Consider the following 24793-nt stretch of genomic DNA (forward strand, 5'->3'; position numbering starts at 1 on the left):
TCGGGGCGGCGTTGTGCAGAAGTGTCTCGTGACGCGCCTCAGGAGGTCGGAGCGTTCTCGCGCTTCTCCTTGATCTTGGCAGCCTTGCCGCGCAGCTCGCGCAGGTAGTAGAGCTTGGCGCGACGGACGTCACCGCGGGAGGCAACCTCCACCTTCTCGACGTTCGGGGAGTGCAGCGGGAAGGTGCGCTCGACACCGACGCCGAAGCTGATCTTGCGCACGGTGTAGGTCTCACCGATGCCACCACCGTGACGACGGATGACGACGCCCTGGAAGATCTGGATACGCGAGCGCGAGCCCTCGATGACCTTCACGTGAACCTTGATGTTGTCGCCGGCGCGGAAGTCCGGGATGTCGTCGCGCAGGCTGGCTGCGTCAACGTCGTCGAGCTTGTGCATGATCAGTTCGCTTTCTCGTCGGTGCCACAGGTCACCCACGGCGGTGTGCCGTCACGGTGGACGGGCGTTGGTCAAGGGGTGTGTCAGCCCGTCCTGATCGCACTCTTCCCCCTGTGGCAGGGGCACGATGTCGTCGTCCGGGCGGACGCAAGGGTCAAGTTTGCCACAGCGGTGGCCCCTGGGGCCAATCCGGGAGGTGACGATGCCGCACCCCCGACCCACGGCATACGGCCGCAGTCAGGCGAGCAGGTCCGGGCGCCGTGCCGCCGTGCGCTCCAGACGCTGTTCGTGGCGCCAGGTCGCGATCGCCCCATGGTTCCCGGACAGCAGGATCTCGGGCACCTCGCGGCCACGCCAGGACGCGGGCTTGGTGTAGACGGGATATTCGAGCAGCCCGTCCTCGTGGGACTCCTCAACGAGAGACTGCTCGTTGCCGATGACCCCGGGGATGAGCCGGGCGATCGCCTCGACCATCGCCAGCACGGCGACCTCTCCGCCGTTGAGGACATAGTCGCCCAGGGAGATGACCGAGACCGGCATCCGCTCAGCGGCCTCCTCATAGACCCGCTCGTCGATGCCCTCATAGCGTCCGCAGGCGAAGGCCAGCCAGGGCTCGGCGGCCAGGTCGCGCGCGGTCTGCTGCGTGAACGGGATGCCACCAGGACCGGGGACGATCAGGTGTGGCACCCGCCCGTCCTCGGTCAGGGCGTCGAGCGCCTCGCCCCACGGCTCGGGCTTCATCACCATGCCGGCGCCACCGCCGTAGGGAGAGTCGTCAACGGTCCGGTGCCGGTCGTGGGTGTGCTCGCGCAGGTCGTGCACGCGGAGGTCGATCAGACCCTCGCGGCGGGCCTTGCCGATCAGCGAGAGCTCCAGCGGCGCAAGGTAGTCCGGGAAGATCGTGATGACGTCCAGTCGCATGCTCACTCCCCCAGCTCCAGGAGCCCCTCCGGTGGGTCCACCACCACGCGCCCGGCCTCCTCATCGACCTCCGGCACGATCTCCTCGACGAACGGGATGAGGACCTCGCTCCCGTCGGCGCGGCGCACCTCGAGCAGGTCCTGCACGTCGCGCGTATGCAGCGCGCTCACCTCTCCGACGACGCTCCCGTCGGTCAGCACAACAGTCAGACCGATGAGGTCCTTCTCGTACCAGCCGTCGTCGTCCTCCCCGATCGCGTCGTCCTCGTCCAGGAGCAACTTGGTGTTGCGCAGCGACTCTGCGGCAGTGCGGTCGAGATGGCCCTCGAAGCCCAGCAGATAGGTCTGCTGGTGCAGCCGTGCCGAGCGCAGGACCAGGGTGCCTCGGTCCGGCTCGGTCACGAACTCCGTGCCCGGCACGAAGCGCTCCTCGGGGGCGTCGGTGTGGGCCTGGACGGTGACCTCACCCTTGAGGCCGTGGGCCTTGCCAATGCGGGCGACGACGTGCATGGCGCTCCTTCGCGGGACTGGGGGACAGACAAACGGAAGGGGTATGCCGACAGCTGGCTGTCGGCATACCCCTCCAGGGTCGTGCTGTGGTCGGGCTCAGCGAGCCCGGTCGGTGTCGACGATGTCAACGCGGACCTTGTCGCCACCGGCGATGGCACCCATGACGGTGCGCAGCGCGCTGGCGGTCCGGCCGCGACGGCCGATCACCCGGCCGAGGTCCTCGGGGTGGACCCGCACCTCAAGGACGTCGCCGTGGCGGACGTTCTTGGTGCGCACGGTCACGTCGCCATCGTGGTCGACGATCCCCTTGACGAGGTGCTCCAGGGCCTCTTCGAGCATCGGACTCAGCCCTCAGCCTTGTCGGTGCCGATCTCGGCACCGGTGTCGGCGGACTGCTTGGCAGCGCCACCGGCCGGCTCGAAGCCAGCAGCAACAGCGGCGTCGGGGGTGCGGAACCAGACCTCAGCCTCGGTCTGGTCATACCAATGCGAGCCCTCGACGTGATACTTCATCGAGTCCTTGTTGCCCTTGACGGTGAAGCCCTCGGGGGCCGAGCCGTCCTCGGTCGGAGCGGCGGAGTCGGCGCCGAAGCCACCGTCGACGACCGCAGCCGGAGCGGTTGCCTCGGCAGCGGGGGCCTCGTCGGCCTTCGCCTCGTCGGCCTTGGGAGCGTCGTCCTTCTTCGCCTCGTCAGCCTTGGGAGCGTCGTCCTTCTTGGCCTCGTCAGCCTTGGGGGCGTCGTCCTTCTTGGGCTCAGCCTTCTTGGCGTCGTCCTTCTTGGCCTTGCGCGGCGTGTCGGCCGTGCTGGCCTCCTTGCCGTCGGCGGCGGCCAGGGCGGCCTCGTAGAGCGACTTCTTGTCAGGGCGCGGCTCAGCGACCTTGAGGGTGCCCTCGGCGCCCTCCTCGCCCTTGAACTTCTGCCAGTCGCCGGTCACCTTCAGCAGTGCGGCGACCTGCTCGGTCGGCTGCGCGCCGACACCGAGCCAGTACTGCGCACGCTCGGAGTCGATCTCGATGAGCGACGGCTCCTCGGCCGGCACATAACGGCCGATCTCCTCGATGGCACGGCCATCGCGCTTCTTGCGGCCGTCCATGACGACGACGCGATAGAACGGTGCACGGATCTTGCCCATGCGCTTCAGACGGATCTTGACAGCCACGAGTTCGGGTGTCTCCTCATTCTTGGTCAGGGTGAGCACCCGCTGGCCCACGTGGGGAAACACGCGCGGGGCGGATGCTCGGGAACACGCTGGAGTCGGTGAGAGGGGCCGACAGCAGACGGGTACCGGGCTATTGTGCCAGATCGCGCGCGCACCGACGAACCACCGCCCGCCGAGTCTGCCCCTCAGTGGTGGTGGCGGCCCTGCGATGCGTGCACGTGACCACGCAGGATGACACGGTGCGGGTCGGCCATCGTCCTCAGGTCCTCGCGCGGGTCGTCGCGATAGACGACCAGGTCTGCGGACTCCCCCTCGGCGATCCCGGGCCGGTGCAGCCACTCCCGGGCCGCCCACGTCGCGGCGCCGATCGCCTCGATGTTCGACATCCCCGCCTTGGTCAGCGCCTCGACCTCGCGGGCGACCAGCCCGTGCGGCAGTTGGCCGCCGGCGTCGGTGCCGACATAGACCGGCACCCCCGCCTCACGCGCCCTGGCCACCGTCTCGTAGCGCCGCTCATACAGATCCATCATGTGGTCGGCATAGGTCGGGAACTTCCCACGTCCTGCCTCGGCAAACTTCGGGAAGTTGTCGATGTTGACCAGTGTCGGCACGATCGCGATCTGCTGCTCGGCGAAGGCGTCGATCGTGTCGTCCAGCAGCCCGGTCGCGTGCTCGATGCAGTCCGTCCCGGCAGCGGCGAAGTCCCGCAGCGACTGCTCACCGAAGCAGTGGGCCGTCACCCGCGCGCCCTCCTCGTGCGCCGCATCAATCGCGGCGCGCAGCTCCTCCACCGGCCACTGCGTGCCCAGGTCGCCGGTGTCCCGGTCGATCCAGTCACCGACCAGCTTGACCCAGCCGTCGCCCCGACGGGCCTCGCGCCGCACATAGGTCACCAGGTCCTCCGGCTCGATCTCGTGCGCGAAGTTGCGGATGTAGCGCTTGGGCCGCGCGATGTGGCGGCCGGCGCGGATCAGGCGGGGCAGGTCCTCGCGCTCGTGGATCCAGGACGTGTCGTTGGGGCTGCCCGCGTCGCGCAGGAGCAACGCACCGGCGTCGCGGTCAGCGAGCGCGTGCTCCTCGGCCTGCTCGGGCGGCACTCCCCCGTGGGACTCGAGGCCGACGTGGCAGTGAGCGTCGACAAGACCCGGCAGCGTCCAGCCCTCGATCGTCTCCACGTCACCGGCCGAGCCGCTGGGTGCCGTGAGACTGATCCGGCCGTCCACCACCCAGATCTCGTCGAGGGTCTCCTCCGGGCCGACCAGGATCTGGCCACGGATGTGCAGCACGGGCTTGCTCATGAAAGTCCTGCCTCCTTGCGGGTTGGGCGCTGTCCGGCAGGCTATCGGCCCGCCCCGGAGTCCGCCCGTCCGCGTCCTAGACTCGCGGGCATGCCTGCGGTCACCCCACCCCCGATCGCGCGGGTGGATCTGCGGCAGGTCCTGCGCGAGGCGGCAGGGAGCACCTTCCCTGCTGCCGACGGCGGTTTCTCCCGCGCAACGCCCTGGCGCGACGGGGTCGAGGCCGCCGTCGCCTTCACGGGCCACGCGGTGCTGGTCGTCGGCGAGGACGTGTCGGACGAGCACCTCCGCTCCCTCGGCGTGCACGGGCTCGGTGGCGCACACGACCCCCGGGCCACCGTCGACCTGGCAGGGCAGGGCGAGATCGGGATCCTGGACGCCCTCCTGGTCGGCCACGGCACCGGCGGGCACGAGACCGGCGCCCAGGGCACCCTCGTGGAGCGCCCGGACCTGGCACAGTCCCACCGCGCGCAGCACGCGGCGCAGTGGCGCGACGACATCAGGGTCTATGGGCTCGCCGACCCGGCGCGCACCGCGTTGGCCACCCTGGGCCGGGGCATCGCCGGACTGCCTGAGCTGGGGCTGCAGGCAGATGACGGGTCGGCCGACGAACTGCTCGCCGGCCTGCTCTCCCTCGTCCCAGCCGGTGATGTCGTGCTCGCCTCGGTCAGCCCGGGCAATGCCCGCTCGCTGCGATTCTTCCTGCGCCGCGGCTTCGTGCCGGTCGGCAGCGTGCAGCTGTGGCACCCGGCCCGGTGACTCAGCCGATGACCCCCGCGGCACGCGCCGGCTCCGCGTAGGCCTGCGCCAGCGAGTCCACCGTCTCGTGGGCGTTCAGTCCGCTGGGGTTGGGCACCACCCACAGTCGGGAGCCCTCAAAGGGGTCGGGTTGCTCACCCACCACCGCTCCCCGCACCCCAAAAGCGCTGCGGTATGCCGTGATGCCGGCCACCGCGACCACCGCCGGTCGGGCGTCGCGCACCGTGGCGCGGAGGCGCTCACCGCCCTCGCGCAGTTCGCGGCCCGTCAGCTCGTCGGCACGGGCGGTGGCCCGCCGCACCAGGTTGGTGATGCCAATGCCCCGCTCGCGCAGGTGATCCCGCTCCTCGTCAGTCATGCCGGCCGCCGGGTCGATGCGCCCCTCAACGATCCCTGCCTGCAGGAGCGCCGGATAGAACCGATTGCCCGGATGGGCAAAGTGCGTCTGGGTCGCCGCGGTCCACAGCCCTGGGTTGATGCCGACGAACAGGAGCCGCAGAGCCTGCCCACCGCCCGGCAGCAGGTCCGGCACCACGGCATCGCGGAAGGACTCGAGCTCGGCTCGCGTGAAGCGCCTTCGACGCGGTGTGGTGGACACGTCTGGAGAGCCTAGACCGGCGCGGATAGCGTGGCCTCATGAGAGTTGATGCCGTCGTCATCGGAGCCGGCCACAACGGCCTGACCGCCGCTGCCTATCTCGCCCGCGCGGGCCGGTCGGTCCTGATCCTGGAGCGCTCCGCCCACATCGGCGGGGCCGCTCGCTCCGACCAGGTCTTCCCTGCCTACGAAGCCCGACTGTCGGCATACTCGTATTTGGTCAGTCTGCTGCCCGACCAGATCATCGACGAGCTCGGCCTCGACCTGCAGCTGATCAGGCGCCGGATCAGTTCCTACACCCCCGTCGGTGACAGCGGCATCCTGATCGACAACGGCGACACAGCACGCACGTCGGCTGATCTCGGCGCGGACGCACAGGCCTGGGACGACTTCTATGGCCTGACCGGCGACATCGCCGCCAAGCTGTTCCCCACCGTGACCGAGCCGCTGCGCTCCCGGGACGACGTCAGGACCCTCGTGGGTGAGGAGGCGTGGCGCGATGTCTTCGAGCGGCCGCTCGGTGAGGCCATTGAGGCGCGGTTCAGCTCCGACATCGTCCGCGGGATCGTGCTCACCGATGGGCTGATCGGCACGTTCGGGCAGCCGGGCGACGCCGAGCGCCTGGTCAACCGGTGCTTCCTCTATCACGTGATCGGCCGCGGCACCGGCGACTGGGACGTCCCGGTCGGCGGCATGGGAGCGGTCACCGACGGACTGCTCCGTGCCGCAGAGCAGGCGGGCGCGCAACTGCGCTCGTCGAGCACCGTCACCTCGGTCTCCACGGACGGGAAGGAGGCGGTGGTCACGACCGCTGACGGCCTCGAGGTGCGAGCCGCCCAGGTCTTCGCCAACTGCGCACCGAACGTCCTCGACGCCCTGCTGGGTGAGGCGCCCTCGCGACCGGAGCCGGAGGGCGCCCAGCTCAAGATCAACATGCTGCTCTCGCGTCTGCCGGCGCTCAAGGATGACTCGCTCACGCCGGAGCAGGCCTTTGCCGGGACCTTCCACATCAACGAGGGCTACGACCAGATCGCCACCGCCTATGCGCAGGCCGCCGCCGGACACATCCCGGACGTGCCGCCGTGTGAGGTCTACTGCCACAGCCTGTCTGACACCTCGATCCTGGGCCCAGATCTGGTGGCCTCGGGAGCGCAGACCCTCACCCTGTTCGGGCTGCACATGCCCGCCCGGCTGTTCCGGGAGGACCCCGAGGGTGCTCGTGAGCGAGCTCTGGAGCTGACGCTGGCGTCGATCAACTCGGTGCTGGCCGAGCCGATCGAGGACTGTCTGCTGGCGCCCGACACCCTCGATGCGCGCAGCCCGCTGGACATCGAGGCGTCCGTCGGGATGCCCGGTGGGCACATCTTCCACGGCGATCTGCAGTGGCCCTTCGCTGAGACGCCGGACGAGGTCGGCCGGTGGGGCACCGAGACCCGGCACGCCAATGTCTTCCTGTGTGGCTCGGGTGCCCGTCGCGGTGGCGCCGTCAGCGGCATCCCCGGCAGGGCGGCCGTTGCCGCAGCCCTTGGCGAGGAAGCGCTAAGCCGCTGATCAGGGCACGATGGGACTTATGACGACGCTGCCGCGCGGCGGACCAGTGACCCTCGAGGACTTCGAGGCGATCCGTGATGTCGACGACGGCCACCGCTACGAGCTCATCGATGGCGTGCTCATCGTGACTCCGTCACCTGTGCCGCGTCACCAGAAGGTTGCCTTCCGTCTAGCACAGCTGCTCGACCGTAGCCGCCCGGGAGAGTACGAGGTCTACATGGCCCCGCTGGACATCAGGTTGGGGGACGACACAGTCCTGCAGCCAGACGTGCTCGTCGTGCCCAACTCCGCAGTCAGTGAGGAGCGCATCGAGGGCCGCCCGCTCCTGGCTGTCGAGGTCCTCTCCCCCAGCACCCGCACCTTCGACCTGGGCGCCAAGCAGCTCCGTTACGAGCAAGCGTGCACCCCGTCATACTGGGTCATCGATCCGGATGAGCCCTCGCTGCGCGCCTGGGAACTGCGCGAGCACCACTACGTGGAGGTCGCACACGCTACCGGCGACGAGGTTGCGAAACTCTCTCTGCCGTGGCCCATCGAGATCATCCCCAGCCACCTGGTCGACGATCTGCGCTGAGGACAGTTGGGCTGTCGGACGGTCGGGACTACTTGTCGCCGTCCTTGAGGAACTTGTCGAACCCGGCGGGCAGCTTGAGGTTAGACAGATCCTGCTCCGAGGGCTCCTCAGCGCCACCCGGCATGCCGAAGGCGCTGCCCAGGGCGTTGCCACGGGCCTCCTCCGCCTTCTGCGAGGCCAGCCGCTCCTGCTCGGCCCGCTTGGCCGGGTTGCCGCTCTTGCCCTTCTTGCGCTGCTGCTTGCCCTTGCCCTTGGCTGAGCCGCCACCCATGCCGGGCATCCCCGGCATGGCCGGCATCCCGGGCATGCCCCCGCCACCCTTGCGCATCTGACGCATCATCTTCTGGGCCTGGCCGAAGCGCTCGAGCAACTGGTTGACCTCGGACGGCGAGACACCAGAGCCCTTGGCGATGCGCGCGCGGCGCGAGCCGTTGATCTGCTTGGGGTGGGAGCGCTCAAACGGGGTCATCGAGCGGACCATCGCCTCGACCCGGTCGAACTCCTTGTCGTCCAGAGCGTCCAGCTGGGCGCGCATCTGCTGCATCCCGGGCATCATGCCGAGCATCTGCTTCAGGGAGCCCATCTTCTTGATGGCCTGCATCTGCTCCAGGAAGTCGGTGAAGGTGAAGTCCTCCTCCGACAGGAACTTGCGCGCCATCTCGCGCTGCTGCGACTGGTCGAAGGCCTTTTCGGCCTGCTCGATCAGGGTCAGCACGTCACCCATGTCCAGGATGCGGCTGGCCATCCGGTCGGGGTGGAAGGTCTCGAAGTCCTTGACGCCCTCACCGGTGGAGGCGAACAGGATCGGCTCACCGGTCACGGTCGCGACCGACAGGGCCGCACCACCACGGGCGTCACCGTCGAGCTTGGTCAGCACCGAGCCGGTGATCCCCACACCGTCGGAGAAGGCCTTGGCCGTGTCCACGGCCGCCTGGCCGATCATCGCGTCGATGACGAACAACACCTCGTCGGCGTTGGTCTCCATCCGGATGTCGTGCGCCTGGCGCATCAGGTCGACATCGACGGCCAGGCGACCGGCGGTGTCGATGATGACCACGTCAAAGCCCTTGTCCCGGGCGTGGGCCACACCATCGATCGCGACGTCGATCGGGTCGCCGAAGGAGCGGGTGCCCTCACCGGACTCCAGGGCCGCGTCGTGTCCAAAGACGTTGCCGCGCTCGGGCGCAAAGACCGACACCCCGGCGCGCTCCCCGACCACCTCGAGCTGGGTGACGGCGTTCGGCCGCTGCAGGTCGGCTGCGACGAGCAGCGGGGCGTGCCCCTGGTCCTTGAGCCAATAGCCGAGCTTGCCGGCCAGGGTCGTCTTGCCCGAACCCTGCAGACCGGCGAGCATGATCACCGTCGGCGGGTTCTTGGCCAGGTTCAGCCGCCGGGTCGCTCCACCGAGGATGCTGACGAGCTCCTCGTTGACGATCTTGACGACCTGCTGGCCGGGGTTGAGCGCCTGGGACACCTCGGCGCCGAGCGCGCGCTCGCGCACACTGCCGGTGAACTGCTTGACGACCGGCAGCGCGACATCGGCGTCGAGCAGCGCCATCCGGATGTCACGGACGGTCTTGTTGACGTCGGTCTCGGACAGGGACCCCTTGCGCTTGAGGTTGCGGAAGGTGTCTGTCAGGCGATCGGAAAGGCTGTTGAACACCCACACAGGTTAACTGTTGGGGAGCCAACCACCGGCCTCGGCGCGGCACAGTTGCCGCGGCCCCGCGACATACTGCTCGTATGCCGATCCGTCGCCGCCTCGCCGCCGCCCTCCGTTCGCGGGTGGCCGGCCCGGACGCCGACCGGCGGGCCGCCGCGATCTGGCTCGCCCCGGGCGAGCGCAGGTTCGCGCCGACCGACCCGATCTGTCGGGTGCACAACCACGCAGGCATGTATGCCGGTGGGTTGCGTGCCCTGCTCCTGCAGTCACTGCACCCGTTGGCCATGGCGGGGGTCGGCGAACACTCCGGTTATCGGGGCGACCCGTGGGGACGGCTGCAGCGCACCAGCGAGTTCATCGCGATGACGACGTTCGGGCCGGTCGAGGGCGCCCAGCGGGTGCTGGATCGGATCAACCGGGTGCACGACACGGTCTCCGGCACCGCGCCGGACGGGCGGACCTATGACGCGCGGGACCCGCACCTGCTGACCTGGGTCCACGTCGCCGAGATCGACTCGTTCCTGACCGCCTACCAGCGTTACTCACGCACACCACTGACCCCGGCCGAGGCGGACACCTATGTGGCGCAGGCCAGCTGGGCCGCCGGCCAGCTCGGCGTCCCCGACGCGCCCCAGACCGTCGCGGACCTGCAACGGCGACTGTCGGCATACGGCCCAGAGCTTGCGGTGACCGACGGGGCGCGCGACGCCGCCGCGTTCCTGCTGCGCGAGCCGCCCCTGCCGATCGGCGCACGACCGGGCTACTGGATGCTGGCGGCCGGGGCGGTGACGATGCTGCCGGACTATGCCCGGGACCTGCTCGGCCTGCGCCTCGGACGCGTCGATGCCGTGGCGGAGCGCCTGGTGCTCCGACCCGCGGGGCGACTCGGGACTGCCGCTGTCGGTTGGGCGCTGAGCGAGCCGTCCGACCCGCGCAACTCCCCCGAGAGCTCTGCCACCAGCCGCTGATCGTCGCCCTGGACCGCGACGAGCGATCATTCCCGCGGGTCGGCGTGCATGCCAACAGGCAATGTCACGAGGCGTTGCGCAGACGTGCAGGTCAGCGAGTTGGCCCCGTGCGGCGAGGGCGACATCGCCTGTTTGAATGCACGGGCAGGAGTGCCCTCTGCGTCAGCCGATGATGGCGTCGACAAAGGCCTCCGGGTCAAACGGCGCCAGGTCATCTGGGCCCTCGCCGAGGCCGACGAGCTTGACCGGGACGCCGAGGCGGCGCTGGACGTTGACGACAATCCCACCCTTGGCGGTGCCGTCCAGCTTGCTGAGCACGATGCCGGTGATGTTGACCGCCTCGCCGAAGACCTCGGCCTGGCGCATGCCGTTCTGACCGGTCGTCGCGTCGAGCACCAGCAGCACCTCATCGATCGGGCTCTGCTTCTCCACGACGCGCTTGACTTTGGACAGCTCGTCCATCAGGCCGGCCTTGTTGTGCAGGCGACCGGCGGTGTCGATGATGACCACGTCTGCCTCATAGTCGGCAGCCGACTTCACGGCGTCGAAAGCCACCGAGGCGGGGTCGGCGCCCTCGCGGTCCGAGCGCACGGTCGGCACGCCGACCCGCTCGCCCCAGGTCTGCAACTGGTCGGCCGCGGCGGCGCGGAAGGTGTCGGCTGCGCCCAGGAGCACGTCCTTGTCCTCGGCGACCAGGACCCGTGCGAGCTTGCCGACGGTGGTGGTCTTGCCGGTGCCGTTGACGCCGACGACCAGGATCACCGAGGGGCGGTCCCCCACGCGGCTGGCAGCGACACGGCGGTCCATGCTCGGGTCGACCAGGGCGAGCAACTCCTCGCGCAACCAGCCCTTGACGACCTCGGGGTCGCTGGCTCCGTCGACCTGCACGCGGGTGCGCAACTTGCCGACCAGCTCGTTGGTGGCCTCGACACCCAGGTCGGCCTGCAGGAGGGTGTCCTCGACGTCCTCCCACGACTGCTCGTCCAGGCCGCCGCTGGAGAGCAGCGCGAGCAGGGCGTTGCCGATGGCGTTGTTGGAGCGGGCCAGACGCGCACGCAGCCGGGCCAGGCGACCGCGGGCGGACGCGGGCTTCTCCAGGGTCGGGGTGACTGGCTCGGGCTCGACGTCGACGGCGACGCCACCACCGGTGTCCTCGACCGGCTCACCGTCCGGAGGTGCGAGGCCGTCTGCCTCACGCCCGTCCTCGCGCGGCACGCTCGGCGGTGCCTCGATGGTCTTGCTGCCACCCTTGCCGCCCCGGCCCCGAAAGAGGCCGACGATGACGGCAAGTCCGGCCAGGGCCACGACGGTGGCGACGGTCAGGTATTCCCACAGGCTGTCCACGCCCGCCATTGTCACAGACCGGATGGCCTCGTTGAGACAGTCCCGGTGCCCAGGGCGAGCACAGCGCCGATCAGGGTCACGACGGCCAGCAGGGCGAAGGCCGTGCTGTAGCTGCCAACCACCTCGCCCAGGAACGCTCCACCGGCCGGAGCGGCCACCATGGCCGCCGTCGTCGGCACGGTCGCGATGCCGTTGAGGGCACCGAAACTGCGGGTGCCCCAGCGGTCACTGACGCTGGTGGCCTGCAGCAGGGTGTAGATGCCGCGGGCTGCTCCCGCCCCGATCGACGCAGCGATCAGCACGGTCAACGGCCCCTCCACAACGGCCAGCACCAGCACCATCACCGCCCCAAAGCCCAGGACCACCATGGCCCGCACCGGTGCGCTCAGCCGCCGCGAGAGCACCGGATAGCCGAAGCGACCGGCGAGCTGTCCCACGCCAACCAGCCCGAAGATGACCGCGGCGGTCTCGTGGCCGACGCCCCGCTCGGTCAGCATCGGGATGAGGTTCAGCGTGGCGCCGAACAGACCAAAGCCGGTCAGCGCGAGGACCACCAGCAGGAATCCGAAGGGTCGACTGCGGGCGGTGCGCCGGACATAGGTGCGCTCGACCTTCGTGGCCATCTCCGCGGTCTCGGGGGTGCCGGCGGCGGTTGAGGTTCCGGCGGCGGTTGAGGTTCCGACGGCGGCTGACGTGCCGGTGACAGTGCGGGTGCCGGTGGTGGCCCCGCTCGTGCGAGACCAGGCCGGCGTGAGCGCCAGCGCGTGCACCGGGATCGTGACAGCCCCCAGGATGACCGCCAGGACGACGGTGGTCTCCTGCCAGCTCAGGTGCCGCAGCAACACGGCCGTCACGGGCGCAAACACCGTGCCAGCCAGACCGCCAGCGAGGGTGACCGTGGTGATCGCAGCCACCCGCTGGGGACCAAACCAGTGCGTCAGGGCGGCGAAGGCCGGTGGATAGAGCACGGCCGACTGGGCGAGGCCGACCACGACCCAGGCCACGATGAACCAGAACAGCGTGGGGGCCAGGGCCACGCCCACCAGGGCAAGGACACCCAGCACGGAACCCCACGACATCACCGGGCGCGGGCCGACGCGGTCCAGGAGCCGCCCCACCCGCGGGGCAGCGACCGCCGAGGCCAGCAGCCCGAGCGAGAACGCACCGAACGCGGTGCTCGTCGACCACCCGGTGTCAGCCGCGACGGCGGCGAGCATGACCGGATAGGCGTAATAGAGAATGCCCCAGCCCGTGAGCTGGGTGATGCAGAGCGCAGTGAGGACCCGGCGCCGCTCGGCGCGCGTCAGCTCGCTGGGGTCAGCGGCCGCCAACAGTGGGCTGTGTCGGGCGGCGGGTCTGCTCCCCGTGGCTCCGCAGGCCCTCGCCGCGGCGTCGGGCGCTCGCGACCAACTCCTCGCCCTCAGGCGTGAGCACCTGGCGCCCATCGCGGCGTGCCTCGACGGCGACGAACCCCACGACGAGTCCCCCGAGAGCCACGCACACAACCATGGCCAACACCAACGCGATCATGGTCACAACTGTGCAACGTTTTGGTCAGTCAAACAAATCACCATGCCGCAGCAAGGACATCTTTTCCAGCGAACGTGACGACTCTCACCGATCACGGCGGTTCTCGCGGGTCACGAGGGTGCGTCGCGGGTAGCGACAGGGCGGGTCACGAGGGTGCGCCGCGGGTGGCGACGGGGCGGGTTACAGGGCGGGTTGCCCTGTCTCAGGCGGACTGCGGTTGCACGTCGCGCAGTCGCTGAGACACGACGGTTGTCACGCCGTCGCCCTTCATGGACACGCCATAGAGCGCGTCGGCGACCTCCATGGTGCGCTTCTGGTGGGTGATGACGATGAGCTGGCTGGAGTCGCGCAACTCCTCGAACAACGTGATCAACCGGCCCAGGTTGGTGTCATCGAGGGCCGCCTCGACCTCGTCCATGATGTAGAACGGGCTCGGTCGCGCCTTGAAGATCGACACGAGCAGCGCGACAGCGGTCAGCGAGCGCTCACCACCGGAGAGCAGCGAGAGGCGCTTGATCTTCTTGCCCGGGGGCCGTGCCTCCACCTCGATGCCGGTCGTCAGCATGTCGTCTGGGTTGGTGAGGGTGAGTCGGCCCTCGCCACCGGGGAACAGCCGCCCGAACACCCCGGCAAACTGCTCGGCGGTGTCCTCGAAGGCCTCGGCAAAGACGCGCTCCACGCGGTCGTCGACCTCCTTGACGATGCCGAGCAGGTCCTCCTTGGAGCGTCGCAGGTCCTCGACCTGCTCGGTGAGGAACTTGTGCCGCTCCTCCAGCGCCGCGAACTCCTCCAGCGCCAGCGGGTTGACCTTGCCCAGGGCACTGAGCTTGCGCTCGGCGCTGCGCAGCCGCTTGTCCTGCTCCTCGCGGACAAAGGCCTTGGGCTCGGGGAGGTCGTCGGGGTCGTCATCGGGGCCGGGGATGGCCGGGATCATCTGATGCGGGCCGAACTCCTCGACGAGCGCCTCGGGGGCGATGCCCAGCTCCTCGACGGCCCGGGTCTGCAGGGCCTCAATGCGCAGGCGTTGCTCGGCGCGGGCGACCTCGTCACGGTGCACGGAGTCGGTCAGGTCGCGCAGCTCGTCCCCGAGCGTGGAGACCCGCCCCCTGCCCTCGGCCAGGCGCGTGTCCCGCTCGGCGGCCTGGGCACGTGCCTGGTCCCGGACGGTGGCGGCGGCACCGACGAGGGCGCGCACCTCCTCCAGCAGGTATGCCGATCCCTCGGCGACGGCGGTCGCGACCCGGGCGGCGTGGGCTCGGCGCTCGCGACGGGCGGCGGCCCGCTCCCGGGCCGCGATCTCCGACCGGGCGGCGGCCTCCAGGGACTCGGCACGGCCCTGCAGGGCGCGGGCACGCTCCTCCTGGGTGCGTAGCGAGAGCCGGACCTCGGTCTCCTTGGTGCGGGCGGCCGCGGCCACCGCGGCGAGACGGTCGCGCTCCTGCGTGCTCGGCTCCTCCTCGCCCGGCTCGGCCTCGGCGTCGGCCAGGCGCCCCACCAGGGCCTCCAGGTCGACCCGGCCGGCCTCGAGGGCCTCCTCGGCAGAGGCGATGGAGGCGGTGGTGCGCTCGTGCTCGGAGCGGGCAGCACGCACGGCCGACCCGAGCTGGCCGAGCTTCTCGGCCACGGCCGCCATCTTGGCGTCGGAGTCGTGGAGGGCGTCCAGTGCCTGCTGGGCGGCGGCGGCGTGCTGGGTGAGCTCCTGCTTGGCCCCGGCCAGCGCAAAGGTGGCCTTCTCCCCGCGCGCCGTCGCGGCGGCGAGCTCCTCCTGAGCCTCATCCAGAGCGCTCTGGATCTCCAGCAGGCTCGGCGCGGCCGAGCTGCCACCGCGGACCCAACCCGCGGCATACACATCACCCTCACGGGTGACGGCCGTGATCTGGTGCCGAGCCACCAGGTCGGCTGCGGCGGCGTCGTCCTCGACGATCGCGACCCGGTGCAGCAGTGTCTCGACGGCCGGGGCGGCATCCTTGGCGACCGTGACGACGTCGCGCGCCCAGACGGCCCCTGCGCCCAGGTCGGGCCAGTCGCTGGTGTCGCTGGCGGGTGCGGTCTGCGGGACGAGGAGGGCGGCACGGCCCTGATCCTGCGACCGCAGGGTGGCCACGGCACTGCGCGCCTGGTCGAGCGACTCCATGACCAGGCCGTCCCCGGCCCAGCCGAGCGCCGCGGCGAGGGCGGCCTCATAGCCGCTCGTGACGGTGACCAGGCTGGTGACGGTGCCGAGGACGCCGCGGCCCTCCGGTGCGGCCAGCAGGGCGGCGGCACCGTCCTTGCGGCGCAGGCTCATCTCCAGGGCCTCGCAGCGGGCCGTGAGGCTCGAGCGTTGGGACTCGGCGGTGCGGACCTCGTCGGTGAACCGCTCGACGTCGGCTGCGGCAGCGACCCGGGCAGCCTCTGTGGTCTCGTAGTCCTGGTCGAGGCTCTCCTCGCCCTCCTCGACGTCGAGGACGCGCCCCTCGAGGGCGGCGAACTCCTGCTCGGCGCCGGCGGAACGGGTGGCGATGGACTCCAGCGCGGCGCGCAGTCGGCCGACCTCGGCCTCCCCCGCCTCCAGTCGGCTGCGGGCAGCGGCCACCTTGCCGGACAGGCGGGCCAGTCCTTCCCGGCGGTCGGCGGCGGCGCGGGCGAGACGGACCAGGCGCTGCTGCTCCTCGTGGTGGGCGGCCTCGGCGTCCCGTCGGGACTGCTCGGCCGTCTGCAGGGCCTCGCCGATCCCGGCGACCTCCTGCTCGAGCTGCTGCTCCTGCTCGCGCAGGGACGCGGCCTGGGCGCGCAGCTTCTCCGGGTCGCGGCCCTCCCCCGACCCGGCGGTGGCCTCCTCCTCGGTCTCACTGGCCAGCAGCCGCACCCGCTCGCGCGCCAGATCGGCCGTGGCGGAGGTGCGCTCGACGAGGGAGGACAGGGCATACCACTGGTCCTGGGCGGCATTGAGCGCGGGCGCGGCCTCAGCAGCCTCGGCCTCGAGCTCGGTGACCGTGGACTGTGCCGCGTTGAGCGCCTGCTGCACCGACGTGCGCCGGTTGATCATGGCGGTCTCGTCGGCGAGCTCCTGCTCCAGGGTGCTGGTGAGCTGGACCAGGTCGTCGGCCAGGATGCGCAGCCGGGCGTCGCGGACGTCGGCCTGGATGCTGGCGGCGCGGCGGGCGGTCTCGGCCTGCCGACCCAGGGGGCCCAGCTGGCGCCGGATCTCGGAGGTCAGGTCGCCCAGCCGGGTGAGGTTGCCCTCCATCGTCTCCAGCTTGCGCAGCGCCTTCTCCTTGCGCTTGCGGTGCTTGAGGACACCCGCGGCCTCCTCGATGAAGCCGCGACGCTCCTCGGGGGTGGCCCGCAGGACCGCGTCGAGCTGGCCCTGCCCGACGATGACGTGCATCTCACGGCCGATGCCGGAGTCGGAGAGCAGCTCCTGGATGTCGAGCAGTCGGCACGAGGTGCCGTTGATGGCATAGTCCGAGCCGCCGTTGCGGAACATGGTCCGCGAGATCGTCACCTCGGAGTAGTCGATCGGCAGCGCGCCGTCCGTGTTGTCGATGGTCATCGTGACCTCGGCGCGCCCCAGCGGCGCCCGCCCGGAGGTGCCGGCGAAGATGACGTCCTCCATCTTGCCGCCGCGCAGACTCTTGGCGCCCTGCTCACCCATCACCCACGCGAGGGCGTCGACCACGTTGGACTTGCCCGAGCCGTTGGGCCCGACGATGCACGTGATGCCCGGCTCCAGGCGCAGCTTGGTGGCCGAGGCGAACGACTTGAACCCCTTGAGGGTCAGGCTCTTGACATACACGTGTTGGGGCAGCTCCTGGTGCGGCGGACTTGCGGTCACTGTACCGGCGGGGCGCCCCGATCCCCCGCACCTCGACTCCATGAACCTGACAGAGCGCCCCCCACGTCGATCGGAGAGACGGCCTCAGCGCTCCCGGAAACCGCTCAGACCGTCGGTGGGCTCGTGCCACTGGACCGTGATCCCGGAGACGTGGCCCGGCCTGCTGCGCAGGGAGGTCTCCTCACCCAGCAGCTCGATCAGGGCCTGGATCGACTCCTGGGGTCCCTGCGCGTTGACCTCGACCCGGCCGTCGGGCAGGTTGCGGGCGTGGCCGACGAGACCGAGCTCGAGGGCGCGGGCGCGCGTCCACCACCGGAAGCCCACGCCCTGGACCCGGCCGCGCACAAAGATCAGGGCTCTGTTCATCACACTCATCAGCACATCACAGCCGTCAGCGTCGGGAGAGATCGGTGATGGCTCGACGCACCCTGGGGCGCGGTTGGCAGCGGGGGCAGTAGTGCGAGGACCGGTTCATGAACGCCTCGCGCCGGATCGGTGTGCCGCACCGGTTGCACGGTTGCCCCTCTCGGCCGTAGGCGTGCAGCGACCGGTCAAAATAGCCGCTGGCGCCGTTGATGTTGACATAGAGGGCGTCGAAGCTGGTCCCGCCCTGGCCGAGCGCCTCCCGCATCACCTCGGTGGCGTGGTCCAGGACTCGGCCGAGCGCCGGCTTGGTCAGCGCCGAGGTCTCGCGCAGGGGGTTCACCTGAGCGCGCCACAGGGCCTCGTCGGCATAGATGTTGCCGACGCCACTGACCAGTCCCTGGTCCAGCAGGGCCCGTTTGATGGCCGTATGCCGACGCTTGAGTGCGCGGACCACCGCCGGTTGGTCGTATGCCGGCTCGAGCGGGTCGGGGCCGATGTGCTCGACCGGCACCGGCACCCCGTGGGTGTGGGTGCTGCCGGGCCACCGATCAGGCACCAGCTCGGTCAGCGCCAGACCACCGAAGGTGCGCTGGTCAACGAAGCGCAGCTGGGGTCCGTCGTCGTCGAAGTCAAAAGCGGCGTGCAGGTGCTTCTCGCGCGGTGCGCCTGCCTCCTCGACCAGCAGTTGCCCACTCATGCCGAGGTGGACGACCAGTGCGTGCGGGTCGTCATCGGGCGTCTGGATGACGAGCCACAGATATTTCCCGCGGCGATCGGCAGAGAGCACCGTGGCGTCGGTCAGTCGGGCGGCCAGATCCAGCGGTCCGGCCTCGTGCCGGCGAGCCACCCGGGTGCCGGTGATGGCGGCCGCTGCGATGCGCCGGCCGACGACATGGTCCACCAGTCCGCCACGGACGACCTCAACCTCAGGCAGCTCCGGCACGATGGGTCAGGCGCTGGTGGTGCCAGGGTCGATGTCCGCGTCGGACTCGGCGTCCTCGACCGCGGTCGCCCGCTCGGTGAGCAGGGTCCAGGCGGCCTCGGCGGCCTTCTGCTCCGCGGCCTTCTTGCTGCGCCCGACGCCCGTGCCGAGCACCTCATCGCCGACCACCGCGTTGGCGGTGAAGACCTTGTCGTGGTCTGGCCCGTCCTCGGCGATCTGATAGTTCGGCGAGGTGGGCGTCTCGGTGGAGACGAGCTCTTGCAGGCTGGTCTTCCAGTCCAGGGCAGCACCGAGATTGGCTGTGTGCTCCATCAATGGGTCCAGCAGGTGGTGCACGAACGTGTCCGCAGCGTCCAGACCCACGGAGACGTAGACGCACCCGATCACGGCCTCGGTGGTGTCAGCCAGGATCGATGCCTTGTCCCGCCCCCCGGTGGCCTCCTCGCCGCGACCGAGCAGGACGAACTCGCCCAGCCCCATCGTGCGGGCGACGTCCGCGAGGGCGCGCGAGTTGACGACCGCCGCACGCAGCTTGGCCAACTGGCCCTCGGGGAGGTCGGGGTGGCGACGAAACAGCGTGTCGGTGACGACCAGGCCCAGCACCGAGTCGCCCAGGAACTCCAGGCGCTCGTTGTGCGGGAGGTTGCCGTTCTCGTAGGCGAACGACCGGTGGGTGATGGCACGGCGAAGCAGCGCCTCGTCGCACACCTCCCCGACCACCTCGGTGAGGTAGTCGCGAAGGTCCGCGAGGGGGCGCTGCTCAGGGTGCGCGGAGTGCTCCACGCTGGTGCCGGAGCCCGACGTCATGCTGACGGGGAACTCAGCCCTGGTGCTCGGTGCGCTCTGCGGCGTCGTAGTGACGACCGCCGTAGGTGCCACAGGACGGGCACGCCATGTGCGGCTGCTTGAGCTCCTTGCACTGCGGGCAGGTGCTCACCGCAACCGGTGACGCCTTCCAGTTGGCGCGGCGCGAACGGGTGTTGGAGCGGGACATCTTCCGCTTCGGGACAGCCACGTCAGTTCCTCTTCTTCTCGTCGTCGGTGCCCGGTTGGGCGAGGTCGGCAAGTGCCGACCACCGTGGATCAATCACGTCATGGTGGTGGTCCGGATCGTCCGCCAGGCGTGCTCCGCACTCGGAGCACAGACCCGGACAGTCGTCCCGGCACACCGGTTGGAACGGCAGGGTGGTCACCACCGCGTCCCGAACCAGTTCCTCGAGGTCCATCAGGTCGTCCTCGAGCTCATACACATCGTCCTGCTCGTCCTCGCCAGCCGCCACCTTGTGGTGGTGGGCCGCACGGTCGGGGTAGGCGAACAGCTCCTGGAAGGTGACCTCGACCGGAAAGTCAAGGTCGTCCAGGCACCGCACGCACACCCCGGTCGCAGTGGCCCGGACCGATCCAGTGCCCAGGACGCCTTCCATCACGGACTCCATGCGCAGATCGAGCTCGACCGGGTCTCCGGCCTTGATCGCGATGACGTCCGTGCCGATCTGGTCCGGAGCCGTCACGGCCCGCGAGAACTCGGTCATGGTGCCCGCCCGGCGGACGAGCTCCCGGGTGTCAAAGACCCAGGGGCTCGCGGCGTCCTGCGTTGCCATGTCGTCCCTCGCGTGTCGTGTGGATCGGTCTGGACCCACGCAGGGACACAGACCGACACACTAGGTTAGCCGAGCGGTCGGGCGCCCAACAAATCAGCAGGCCACCCGATCACGCCCGGTAGGTTGGCGCCATGACTCGCTGCCTCTGCCCCGGATCCTACGACCCGGTCACCAACGGGCACCTGGACATCATCGTGCGCGCCGCTGCACTCTATGACGAGGTCGTGGTCGGTGTCCTGCACAACCCGTCCAAGCGTGGCCGGTTCCCCGTCGAGCAACGCCTCGAGTTCATCCGCGAGGCGGTCCCGGAGGGGCTGTCGGTGCGCGTCGAGGCCTTCGGTGGCCAGCTGCTGGTCGACATTGCCCAGGAGCTCGGCGCGACGGCGATCGTGAAGGGGCTGCGCGGCGGCACCGACTTTGCCTATGAGTTGCCGATGGCGCTGATGAACCGGCACCTGACGGGCGTCGAGACGGTCTTCCTGCCAGGTGATCCTGCTCTGGAGCACGTCTCCAGCTCCCTGGTCAGCGAGGTCTCGCAGTATGGCGGGGACGTCAGCGGATTCGTCCCAGACCACGTGCGTGACGCGCTGGTCGCCCGCCGTGGCTGACCAGGACTCCTCGGCGGTGCTGGAGCCGGAGCCGATCAGCGCCGTCCTCTTCGACTTCCACAACACGCTGGTCCACGGTGGCGACGCGACCACGTGGCTGGCCACCGGCTGGACCGCCGCCGGACGGCCCGACACCCCACCGGACGGGTTGGGCGCCGAGCCAGCAGCCGCAGCGGCTGCCTTCCTCGACCGGGTCTGGGAGCACGCGCACGAGATCGACCCCGACAGCTCGCGCGACGAGAGCCCGCAGCAGCACCGCCGTGTCTTCCTGGCGACGGTGGTGCGGTGCCCAGGCATCGACGCGGATCTCGCGGAGGCGCTCTACACCGTGATGCCCATGCGCTGGGAGGCCTACGCGGAAACCGTCCCCGTGCTGACCGCGCTGCGCGAGCGCGGTGTGCGCACCGCCATCGTCTCCAACATCGGCTTTGATCTGCGCCCGATCATCGAGCGCAGCAACATCGTGGTGGACGCCGTGGTGCTGTCCTACGAGGTGCACAGCGTCAAACCAGCGGCCGGGATCTTCCAGCACGCCCTGGACCTGCTGGGGGCCTCGGCGCAGGAGACCCTGATGGTCGGCGACAGCTGGCGGGACGACTCCGGTGCCGCGGCCCTGGGCATCCGCACGCTGCTGCTCCCCCGCACCGACGGCCCGCACCACGGGCTGGCCGGCGTGCTGCGTCTCGTCTCTGGGTGACTGAGTCTCATGCCGGGGCGATTGCCGCCGCGGAGCTCCACAGCGCGCGTTGAACACCACGGGCGTGTCCGACACAGTTCGGACAGCGTTGAAGCAGGCCGCCCGCGCCGCGGCACGAGCGCGGCAGGTTGATTGGCTGCGCGATGGCGGCCTGGAACCCATGGCGGAGCCGGAGGCTCGGGTCGAAGTGTGGCGCTGATCGCCCGATACTTGATCGACACCAGCGCCGCCGCGCGGATGCGACACTCCGTGGTCGCTGCACGGCTGTCGCCACTCATCGAGGCCGGAGTGGTGGCGACGTGTGCCACGCACGTTGGACGCTGAAGCGCTCCACAGCGCGCGTAGCCCCGGCGAGTACGAGCAGATCCGTGCTGACCGGCGGCATGCGTACGAACACTTGGCAACTGAGGATCGTCACTGGCAGATGGCCTTCGACGCGCAGCGGGCCCTCGCCAGAACCGGCCGACACCGGGCGGTCGGGATCGCCGATCTGCTCACCGCAGCGCTAGCCAGCGAGCACCAAGTGACTGTCGTGCACTACGACGCCGACTTTGACCTCGCCGGCGAGATCATGACTTTCAAGCGCCAGTGGGCAGCGCCTCGCGGCAGCCTCCCATAAGTCACTGGCCGATGCTCCAGTATGGCGCTGACCGCTCCGACTCGTCATCGACAACTCCCAGTCACTCCGCATCCGCGGCCTGGCTCGGTTCAGCAAGGTGCACCACCGTCTCGCCGTAGGTGCGGGACCGGATCAGCGCGAGTCCCTGGGGCCAGGTCGGCTCGGGCGAGCGCGCGGACCGCTCCACCACGACCAGCGCATCCGGGCTCAGCCACTCACCCGAGATCAGCAGCCCCAGCGTGGTGGCCAGCTCCGCCTCCCCCACCGGGTAGGGCGGGTCCAGCAGGACCAGGTCGAAGGTCTCGCCACCGGGCCCGCGCTCCAGCACCCGGTCGACCTTCTCGGCGTGGACCCGCGCGACCGCCCGCAGCCCGAGCTCGGCGACATTGGCCTCGATCACCCGTGCCGTCCTGCGGTCCACCTCGACCAGCGTGACCCACTCAGCCCCCCGGCTCACTGCCTCCAGGCCGAGGGCTCCGGACCCGGCATACAGATCCAGGACCCGGGCACCGGTGAGGTCGAAGATCGACTCGATCCGGGAGAAGACCGCCTCACGAACCCGGTCGGTGGTGGGCCGGGTGTCGGCCCCCCGCGGCGTGGCCAGGGTCCGACCGCCGAGCTGACCGGCGATGATCCGCGTCATCCGCGCTCCAGGAAGGCCGCACGCTCGGCGTCGATCCGGTCGAGCTCGGCGCGCAGCTCGGGGTGGTTCGTCAGGTCGGGGTCCTCCCCCACGACCTGCCACGCGTCCTCGTGAGCCAGCGTGATCAGGTCCTCGTCACGAGTCAGGCGCAGCAACCGCAGACTGCTGCGCGCCCCCGACTGGGTGGCCCCCAGCACGTCTCCCTCCCGGCGCTGGGCGAGGTCGAGGCGAGCGAGCTCGAAGCCGTCCGTCGTGGACGCGACGGCGTCGAGGCGCTCCAGGCTCTGGCTCTCGGCGGCCTGGCTCATCAACAGGCACAGCCCGGGTTTGGTGCCTCGGCCGATGCGCCCGCGCAGCTGGTGCAGCTGGGAGATCCCGAAGCGGTCAGCGTCGATGATCACCATCTGGGTCGCGTTGGGCACGTCGACCCCGACCTCGATGACGGTGGTCGCCACGAGCACGTCGATCTCGCCGGACCCGAAGGCGCGCATGGTGGCCTCCTTGTCATCGGCGGCCTGACGACCATGGAGTATGCCGATGCGCAGGTCCGCGGTCACCTCCAGCTCGCGCAGGGCTCGCTCGACCTGGAGGACCCCGTGCAGGGGGGCGCTGTCTTCCTCAGCGTCGTTGCCCTCGAAGGTGATCGGCCCACCCGGCCCGATGTCGGTGCCTCCGGGCAGGTCGGGGTCATCGTCCTGGCCGATCCGGGGACAGACGACATAGACCTGACCGCCCTTGGCCACCTCCTCGGCGACGCGCTCCCAGGTGCGCTGCACCCAGGTGGACTGGTCGCCGCGGACCACGTGGGTCGTGATCGGCTGGCGCCCGCTGGGCACCTCGGTCATCGTCGAGGTCTCCATGTCACCAAAGACGGTCATCGCCACGGTGCGCGGGATGGGCGTGGCGGTCATGACCAGGGTGTGCGGCGAGGCGCCATCAACCTTGGCGCGCAGGGCATCTCGCTGCTCAACGCCAAAGCGGTGCTGCTCATCGACGACCACCAGACCCAACTCGGCAAACTGGACGTGCTCCTGGATGAGGGCGTGGGTGCCCACCACGATGCCGGCCTCGCCGGAGGCAGCCATGAGCAGGTTGCGGCGGCGCTCGGCGGCCGACTGGCTGCCGGTCAGCAGCGCCACCCGCGTGCCGTCAGTGGAGCCGCCGAGCATGCCGGCCTCGGCCAGCGGCCCGAGCATCGCGGTCATCGAGCGGTGGTGCTGGACCGCGAGGACCTCGGTGGGGGCCAGCAGCGCCGCCTGCCCGCCGGAGTCGATGACGTTGAGCATCGCCAGGAGCGCGACGACCGTCTTGCCCGAGCCGACCTCGCCCTGCAGGAGCCGGTGCATGGGCAGCGTGCGCTCCAGGTCGCCGGTGATCTCGGCGAGCACCTGCTCCTGACCCTGCGTGAGCTCAAACGGCAGCCGCTCGCGGAACTGGTCGGCCAGAGCACCCGGGACGGCAGGGCGCGGCACGGCCGGGACGGCGTCCGAGGACTGCCGCATCACCGCCAGCGCGGCCTGCAGGACGAAGGCCTCCTGAAACTTCATCCGCCAGCGGGCCTTGCGCTGCTCCTGGGTGCTGCGCGGCTGGTGCACCATCGTCAGGGCGTTGCTCAGCGGCGGCAGTCCGTGCTTGGCCCGCACCGCGACAGGGATCGGGTCGGGGACCTCGGCCAGCGCGTGGAGCACCAGATCGACCGCCGCCGCGACCTTCATCGACGTCATCGCCGGGACCTGGCTATAGACCGGGATCGGGCCCTCACCGAAGGTGCTGGTCGCCTTCGCGCCGGTGCCGAGCACCTCATACTCCGGGTGGGTCAGTTGCCGCTTGCCGCCGTAGTGGCTGACGGTGCCGCTCACCAGGATGCGTCGACCCGGCACCAGCGCCTTCTCGTGGCCCCAGGCGGAGAAGAAGGTCAACTCCAGCGCGTTGCCGAGGCCGTCCTGGATGGTGGCGATCAGCATGCTGCCGCGCCGCTGCCGCATCTTGCGTGTGACGGCGTGCTGCACGTCGGCCAGCACCACGACGGGCTCCCCCTCGCCCAACGTGGAGAAGTCGGTCGGCCGGGCCGGGTCCAGATAGGTGCGCGGATAGAACTCCAGCAGGTCCCGCACCGTGACCAGGTCCTTCTTGGCCAGGGGGGTGGCCGCCTTGGCCACGATCGTGCGCAGCTTGGTGTCCAGCGTCGTCCGCTCAGCCATCACGCTCACTCCCCGTCACGTCGCCC

At 70.2% G+C, this 24793-nt stretch carries 24 protein-coding genes and 3 pseudogenes; 7 read left to right on the forward strand and 20 right to left on the reverse strand.

Annotated elements, in window-relative coordinates; genetic code table 11:
* Positions 1-38: 38 nt before the first annotated feature.
* From rplS to NF556_RS13330, 7 genes and pseudogenes are all read right to left on the reverse strand, one after another.
* Complete coding sequence (gene rplS, locus NF556_RS13305; RefSeq protein ID WP_252591404.1) at positions 39-398, reverse strand: 50S ribosomal protein L19; 360 nt, start codon at positions 396-398, stop codon at positions 39-41.
* A gap of 243 nt (positions 399-641) precedes the next feature.
* Positions 642-1319 (reverse strand): annotated as a pseudogene (trmD, locus tag NF556_RS13310) (tRNA (guanosine(37)-N1)-methyltransferase TrmD); the annotation flags it as partial.
* A 2-nt stretch (positions 1320-1321) separates the two neighbouring features.
* A complete protein-coding gene (rimM, locus tag NF556_RS13315; protein WP_252591405.1) occupies positions 1322-1828 on the reverse strand; it encodes a ribosome maturation factor RimM in 507 nt (168 codons plus the stop codon).
* A 96-nt stretch (positions 1829-1924) separates the two neighbouring features.
* Positions 1925-2167 (reverse strand): RNA-binding protein, encoded by a 243-nt coding sequence (locus tag NF556_RS13320; protein WP_252591406.1) that lies wholly within the window; start codon positions 2165-2167, stop codon positions 1925-1927.
* A gap of 5 nt (positions 2168-2172) precedes the next feature.
* Positions 2173-2349: pseudogene (locus NF556_RS21585) on the reverse strand (sunset domain-containing protein); the annotation flags it as partial.
* Between the two features lie 234 nt (positions 2350-2583).
* Positions 2584-2988, reverse strand: a pseudogene (gene rpsP / locus NF556_RS21405) (30S ribosomal protein S16); the annotation flags it as partial.
* Between the two features lie 185 nt (positions 2989-3173).
* Positions 3174-4286 carry a metal-dependent hydrolase family protein gene (locus NF556_RS13330; RefSeq protein WP_252591407.1) on the reverse strand — a complete coding sequence of 371 codons (1113 nt, stop codon included), beginning with the start codon at positions 4284-4286 and terminating at the stop codon, positions 3174-3176.
* 90 nt (positions 4287-4376) lie between these two features.
* Between NF556_RS13330 and NF556_RS13335 the strand changes: the two genes are divergently transcribed.
* Positions 4377-5045 (forward strand): N-acetyltransferase, encoded by a 669-nt coding sequence (locus tag NF556_RS13335; protein WP_252591408.1) that lies wholly within the window; start codon positions 4377-4379, stop codon positions 5043-5045.
* A gap of 1 nt (position 5046) precedes the next feature.
* On the opposite strand, the gene NF556_RS13340 is transcribed toward NF556_RS13335, so the two are convergent.
* A complete protein-coding gene (locus NF556_RS13340) occupies positions 5047-5643 on the reverse strand; it encodes a mismatch-specific DNA-glycosylase (protein ID WP_252591409.1) in 597 nt (198 codons plus the stop codon).
* A gap of 38 nt (positions 5644-5681) precedes the next feature.
* Here NF556_RS13340 and NF556_RS13345 point away from each other — a divergent pair, with 38 nt between their 5' ends.
* Positions 5682-7193 (forward strand): phytoene desaturase family protein, encoded by a 1512-nt coding sequence (locus NF556_RS13345; RefSeq protein ID WP_252591410.1) that lies wholly within the window; start codon positions 5682-5684, stop codon positions 7191-7193.
* A 19-nt stretch (positions 7194-7212) separates the two neighbouring features.
* Positions 7213-7767: a Uma2 family endonuclease gene (locus NF556_RS13350; protein WP_252591411.1), complete on the forward strand. Its 555-nt coding sequence runs from the start codon at positions 7213-7215 to the stop codon at positions 7765-7767.
* A gap of 28 nt (positions 7768-7795) precedes the next feature.
* On the opposite strand, the gene ffh is transcribed toward NF556_RS13350, so the two are convergent.
* Complete coding sequence (ffh, locus tag NF556_RS13355; protein ID WP_252591412.1) at positions 7796-9430, reverse strand: signal recognition particle protein; 1635 nt, start codon at positions 9428-9430, stop codon at positions 7796-7798.
* 80 nt (positions 9431-9510) lie between these two features.
* Here ffh and NF556_RS13360 point away from each other — a divergent pair, with 80 nt between their 5' ends.
* Positions 9511-10398 (forward strand): oxygenase MpaB family protein, encoded by an 888-nt coding sequence (locus NF556_RS13360; protein ID WP_252591413.1) that lies wholly within the window; start codon positions 9511-9513, stop codon positions 10396-10398.
* 162 nt (positions 10399-10560) lie between these two features.
* On the opposite strand, the gene ftsY is transcribed toward NF556_RS13360, so the two are convergent.
* The 9 genes from ftsY to NF556_RS13405 form a co-directional block, all read right to left on the reverse strand.
* Entirely contained in the window at positions 10561-11751 is a 1191-nt protein-coding gene (gene ftsY / locus NF556_RS13365) for a signal recognition particle-docking protein FtsY (protein WP_252591414.1), read from the reverse strand.
* A gap of 2 nt (positions 11752-11753) precedes the next feature.
* Positions 11754-13073, reverse strand: coding sequence for an MFS transporter (locus tag NF556_RS13370; protein ID WP_252591415.1), 1320 nt, complete (start codon positions 13071-13073; stop codon positions 11754-11756).
* Positions 13060-13272, reverse strand: coding sequence for a hypothetical protein (locus NF556_RS13375; RefSeq protein ID WP_252591416.1), 213 nt, complete (start codon positions 13270-13272; stop codon positions 13060-13062). The genes NF556_RS13370 and NF556_RS13375 overlap by 14 nt, the downstream gene beginning before the upstream one ends.
* 202 nt (positions 13273-13474) lie before the next feature.
* Positions 13475-17050 carry a chromosome segregation protein SMC gene (gene smc, locus NF556_RS13380; RefSeq protein WP_252591417.1) on the reverse strand — a complete coding sequence of 1192 codons (3576 nt, stop codon included), beginning with the start codon at positions 17048-17050 and terminating at the stop codon, positions 13475-13477.
* Positions 17051-17173: 123 nt separating this feature from the next.
* Positions 17174-17464, reverse strand: coding sequence for an acylphosphatase (locus tag NF556_RS13385; RefSeq protein ID WP_252591418.1), 291 nt, complete (start codon positions 17462-17464; stop codon positions 17174-17176).
* A gap of 16 nt (positions 17465-17480) precedes the next feature.
* Positions 17481-18398, reverse strand: a complete 918-nt coding sequence (gene mutM, locus NF556_RS13390; RefSeq protein WP_252591419.1) for a bifunctional DNA-formamidopyrimidine glycosylase/DNA-(apurinic or apyrimidinic site) lyase — start codon at positions 18396-18398, stop codon at positions 17481-17483.
* Between the two features lie 6 nt (positions 18399-18404).
* On the reverse strand, positions 18405-19205 hold the full coding sequence (rnc, locus tag NF556_RS13395) for a ribonuclease III (protein WP_252591420.1): 801 nt from the start codon (positions 19203-19205) through the stop codon (positions 18405-18407).
* Between the two features lie 13 nt (positions 19206-19218).
* Positions 19219-19413, reverse strand: coding sequence for a 50S ribosomal protein L32 (gene rpmF, locus NF556_RS13400; protein ID WP_252591421.1), 195 nt, complete (start codon positions 19411-19413; stop codon positions 19219-19221).
* Between the two features lies 1 nt (position 19414).
* Positions 19415-19999, reverse strand: a complete 585-nt coding sequence (locus NF556_RS13405; RefSeq protein WP_252591422.1) for a YceD family protein — start codon at positions 19997-19999, stop codon at positions 19415-19417.
* A 131-nt stretch (positions 20000-20130) separates the two neighbouring features.
* Between NF556_RS13405 and coaD the strand changes: the two genes are divergently transcribed.
* From coaD to NF556_RS13420, 3 genes are all read left to right on the forward strand, one after another.
* A complete protein-coding gene (gene coaD, locus NF556_RS13410) occupies positions 20131-20607 on the forward strand; it encodes a pantetheine-phosphate adenylyltransferase (RefSeq protein ID WP_252591423.1) in 477 nt (158 codons plus the stop codon).
* A complete protein-coding gene (locus NF556_RS13415; RefSeq protein WP_252591424.1) occupies positions 20600-21304 on the forward strand; it encodes an HAD family hydrolase in 705 nt (234 codons plus the stop codon). Before coaD ends, NF556_RS13415 begins: the two co-directional genes overlap by 8 nt.
* A gap of 301 nt (positions 21305-21605) precedes the next feature.
* Positions 21606-21923 carry a PIN domain-containing protein gene (locus NF556_RS13420; RefSeq protein WP_345780119.1) on the forward strand — a complete coding sequence of 106 codons (318 nt, stop codon included), beginning with the start codon at positions 21606-21608 and terminating at the stop codon, positions 21921-21923.
* Positions 21924-21984: 61 nt separating this feature from the next.
* Here NF556_RS13420 and rsmD read toward each other — a convergent pair whose 3' ends face one another.
* Positions 21985-22566, reverse strand: coding sequence for a 16S rRNA (guanine(966)-N(2))-methyltransferase RsmD (gene rsmD, locus NF556_RS13425; RefSeq protein WP_252591426.1), 582 nt, complete (start codon positions 22564-22566; stop codon positions 21985-21987).
* Entirely contained in the window at positions 22563-24767 is a 2205-nt protein-coding gene (gene recG, locus NF556_RS13430; protein WP_252591427.1) for an ATP-dependent DNA helicase RecG, read from the reverse strand. The genes rsmD and recG overlap by 4 nt, the downstream gene beginning before the upstream one ends.
* Positions 24768-24793: the final 26 nt, after the last annotated feature.

The sequence above is a fragment of the Ornithinimicrobium faecis genome (assembly GCF_023923225.1).
Lineage (GTDB): Bacteria > Actinomycetota > Actinomycetes > Actinomycetales > Dermatophilaceae > Ornithinicoccus > Ornithinicoccus faecis.

Excerpts from the sequence above, each read along its gene's own strand:
- rplS (WP_252591404.1), bottom strand. The coding sequence starts at position 398 with ATGCACAAGCTCGACGACGTTGACGCAGCCAGCCTGCGCGACGACATC.
- rimM (WP_252591405.1), bottom strand. The coding sequence starts at position 1,828 with ATGCACGTCGTCGCCCGCATTGGCAAGGCCCACGGCCTCAAGGGTGAG.
- NF556_RS13320 (WP_252591406.1), bottom strand. The coding sequence starts at position 2,167 with ATGCTCGAAGAGGCCCTGGAGCACCTCGTCAAGGGGATCGTCGACCAC.
- NF556_RS13330 (WP_252591407.1), bottom strand. The coding sequence starts at position 4,286 with ATGAGCAAGCCCGTGCTGCACATCCGTGGCCAGATCCTGGTCGGCCCG.
- NF556_RS13335 (WP_252591408.1), top strand. The coding sequence starts at position 4,377 with ATGCCTGCGGTCACCCCACCCCCGATCGCGCGGGTGGATCTGCGGCAG.
- NF556_RS13345 (WP_252591410.1), top strand. The coding sequence starts at position 5,682 with ATGAGAGTTGATGCCGTCGTCATCGGAGCCGGCCACAACGGCCTGACC.
- NF556_RS13350 (WP_252591411.1), top strand. The coding sequence starts at position 7,213 with ATGACGACGCTGCCGCGCGGCGGACCAGTGACCCTCGAGGACTTCGAG.
- NF556_RS13360 (WP_252591413.1), top strand. The coding sequence starts at position 9,511 with ATGCCGATCCGTCGCCGCCTCGCCGCCGCCCTCCGTTCGCGGGTGGCC.
- ftsY (WP_252591414.1), bottom strand. The coding sequence starts at position 11,751 with ATGGCGGGCGTGGACAGCCTGTGGGAATACCTGACCGTCGCCACCGTC.
- NF556_RS13375 (WP_252591416.1), bottom strand. The coding sequence starts at position 13,272 with ATGATCGCGTTGGTGTTGGCCATGGTTGTGTGCGTGGCTCTCGGGGGA.
- NF556_RS13385 (WP_252591418.1), bottom strand. The coding sequence starts at position 17,464 with ATGAGTGTGATGAACAGAGCCCTGATCTTTGTGCGCGGCCGGGTCCAG.
- rnc (WP_252591420.1), bottom strand. The coding sequence starts at position 19,205 with ATGACGTCGGGCTCCGGCACCAGCGTGGAGCACTCCGCGCACCCTGAG.
- NF556_RS13405 (WP_252591422.1), bottom strand. The coding sequence starts at position 19,999 with ATGGCAACGCAGGACGCCGCGAGCCCCTGGGTCTTTGACACCCGGGAG.
- coaD (WP_252591423.1), top strand. The coding sequence starts at position 20,131 with ATGACTCGCTGCCTCTGCCCCGGATCCTACGACCCGGTCACCAACGGG.
- rsmD (WP_252591426.1), bottom strand. The coding sequence starts at position 22,566 with ATGACGCGGATCATCGCCGGTCAGCTCGGCGGTCGGACCCTGGCCACG.
- recG (WP_252591427.1), bottom strand. The coding sequence starts at position 24,767 with ATGGCTGAGCGGACGACGCTGGACACCAAGCTGCGCACGATCGTGGCC.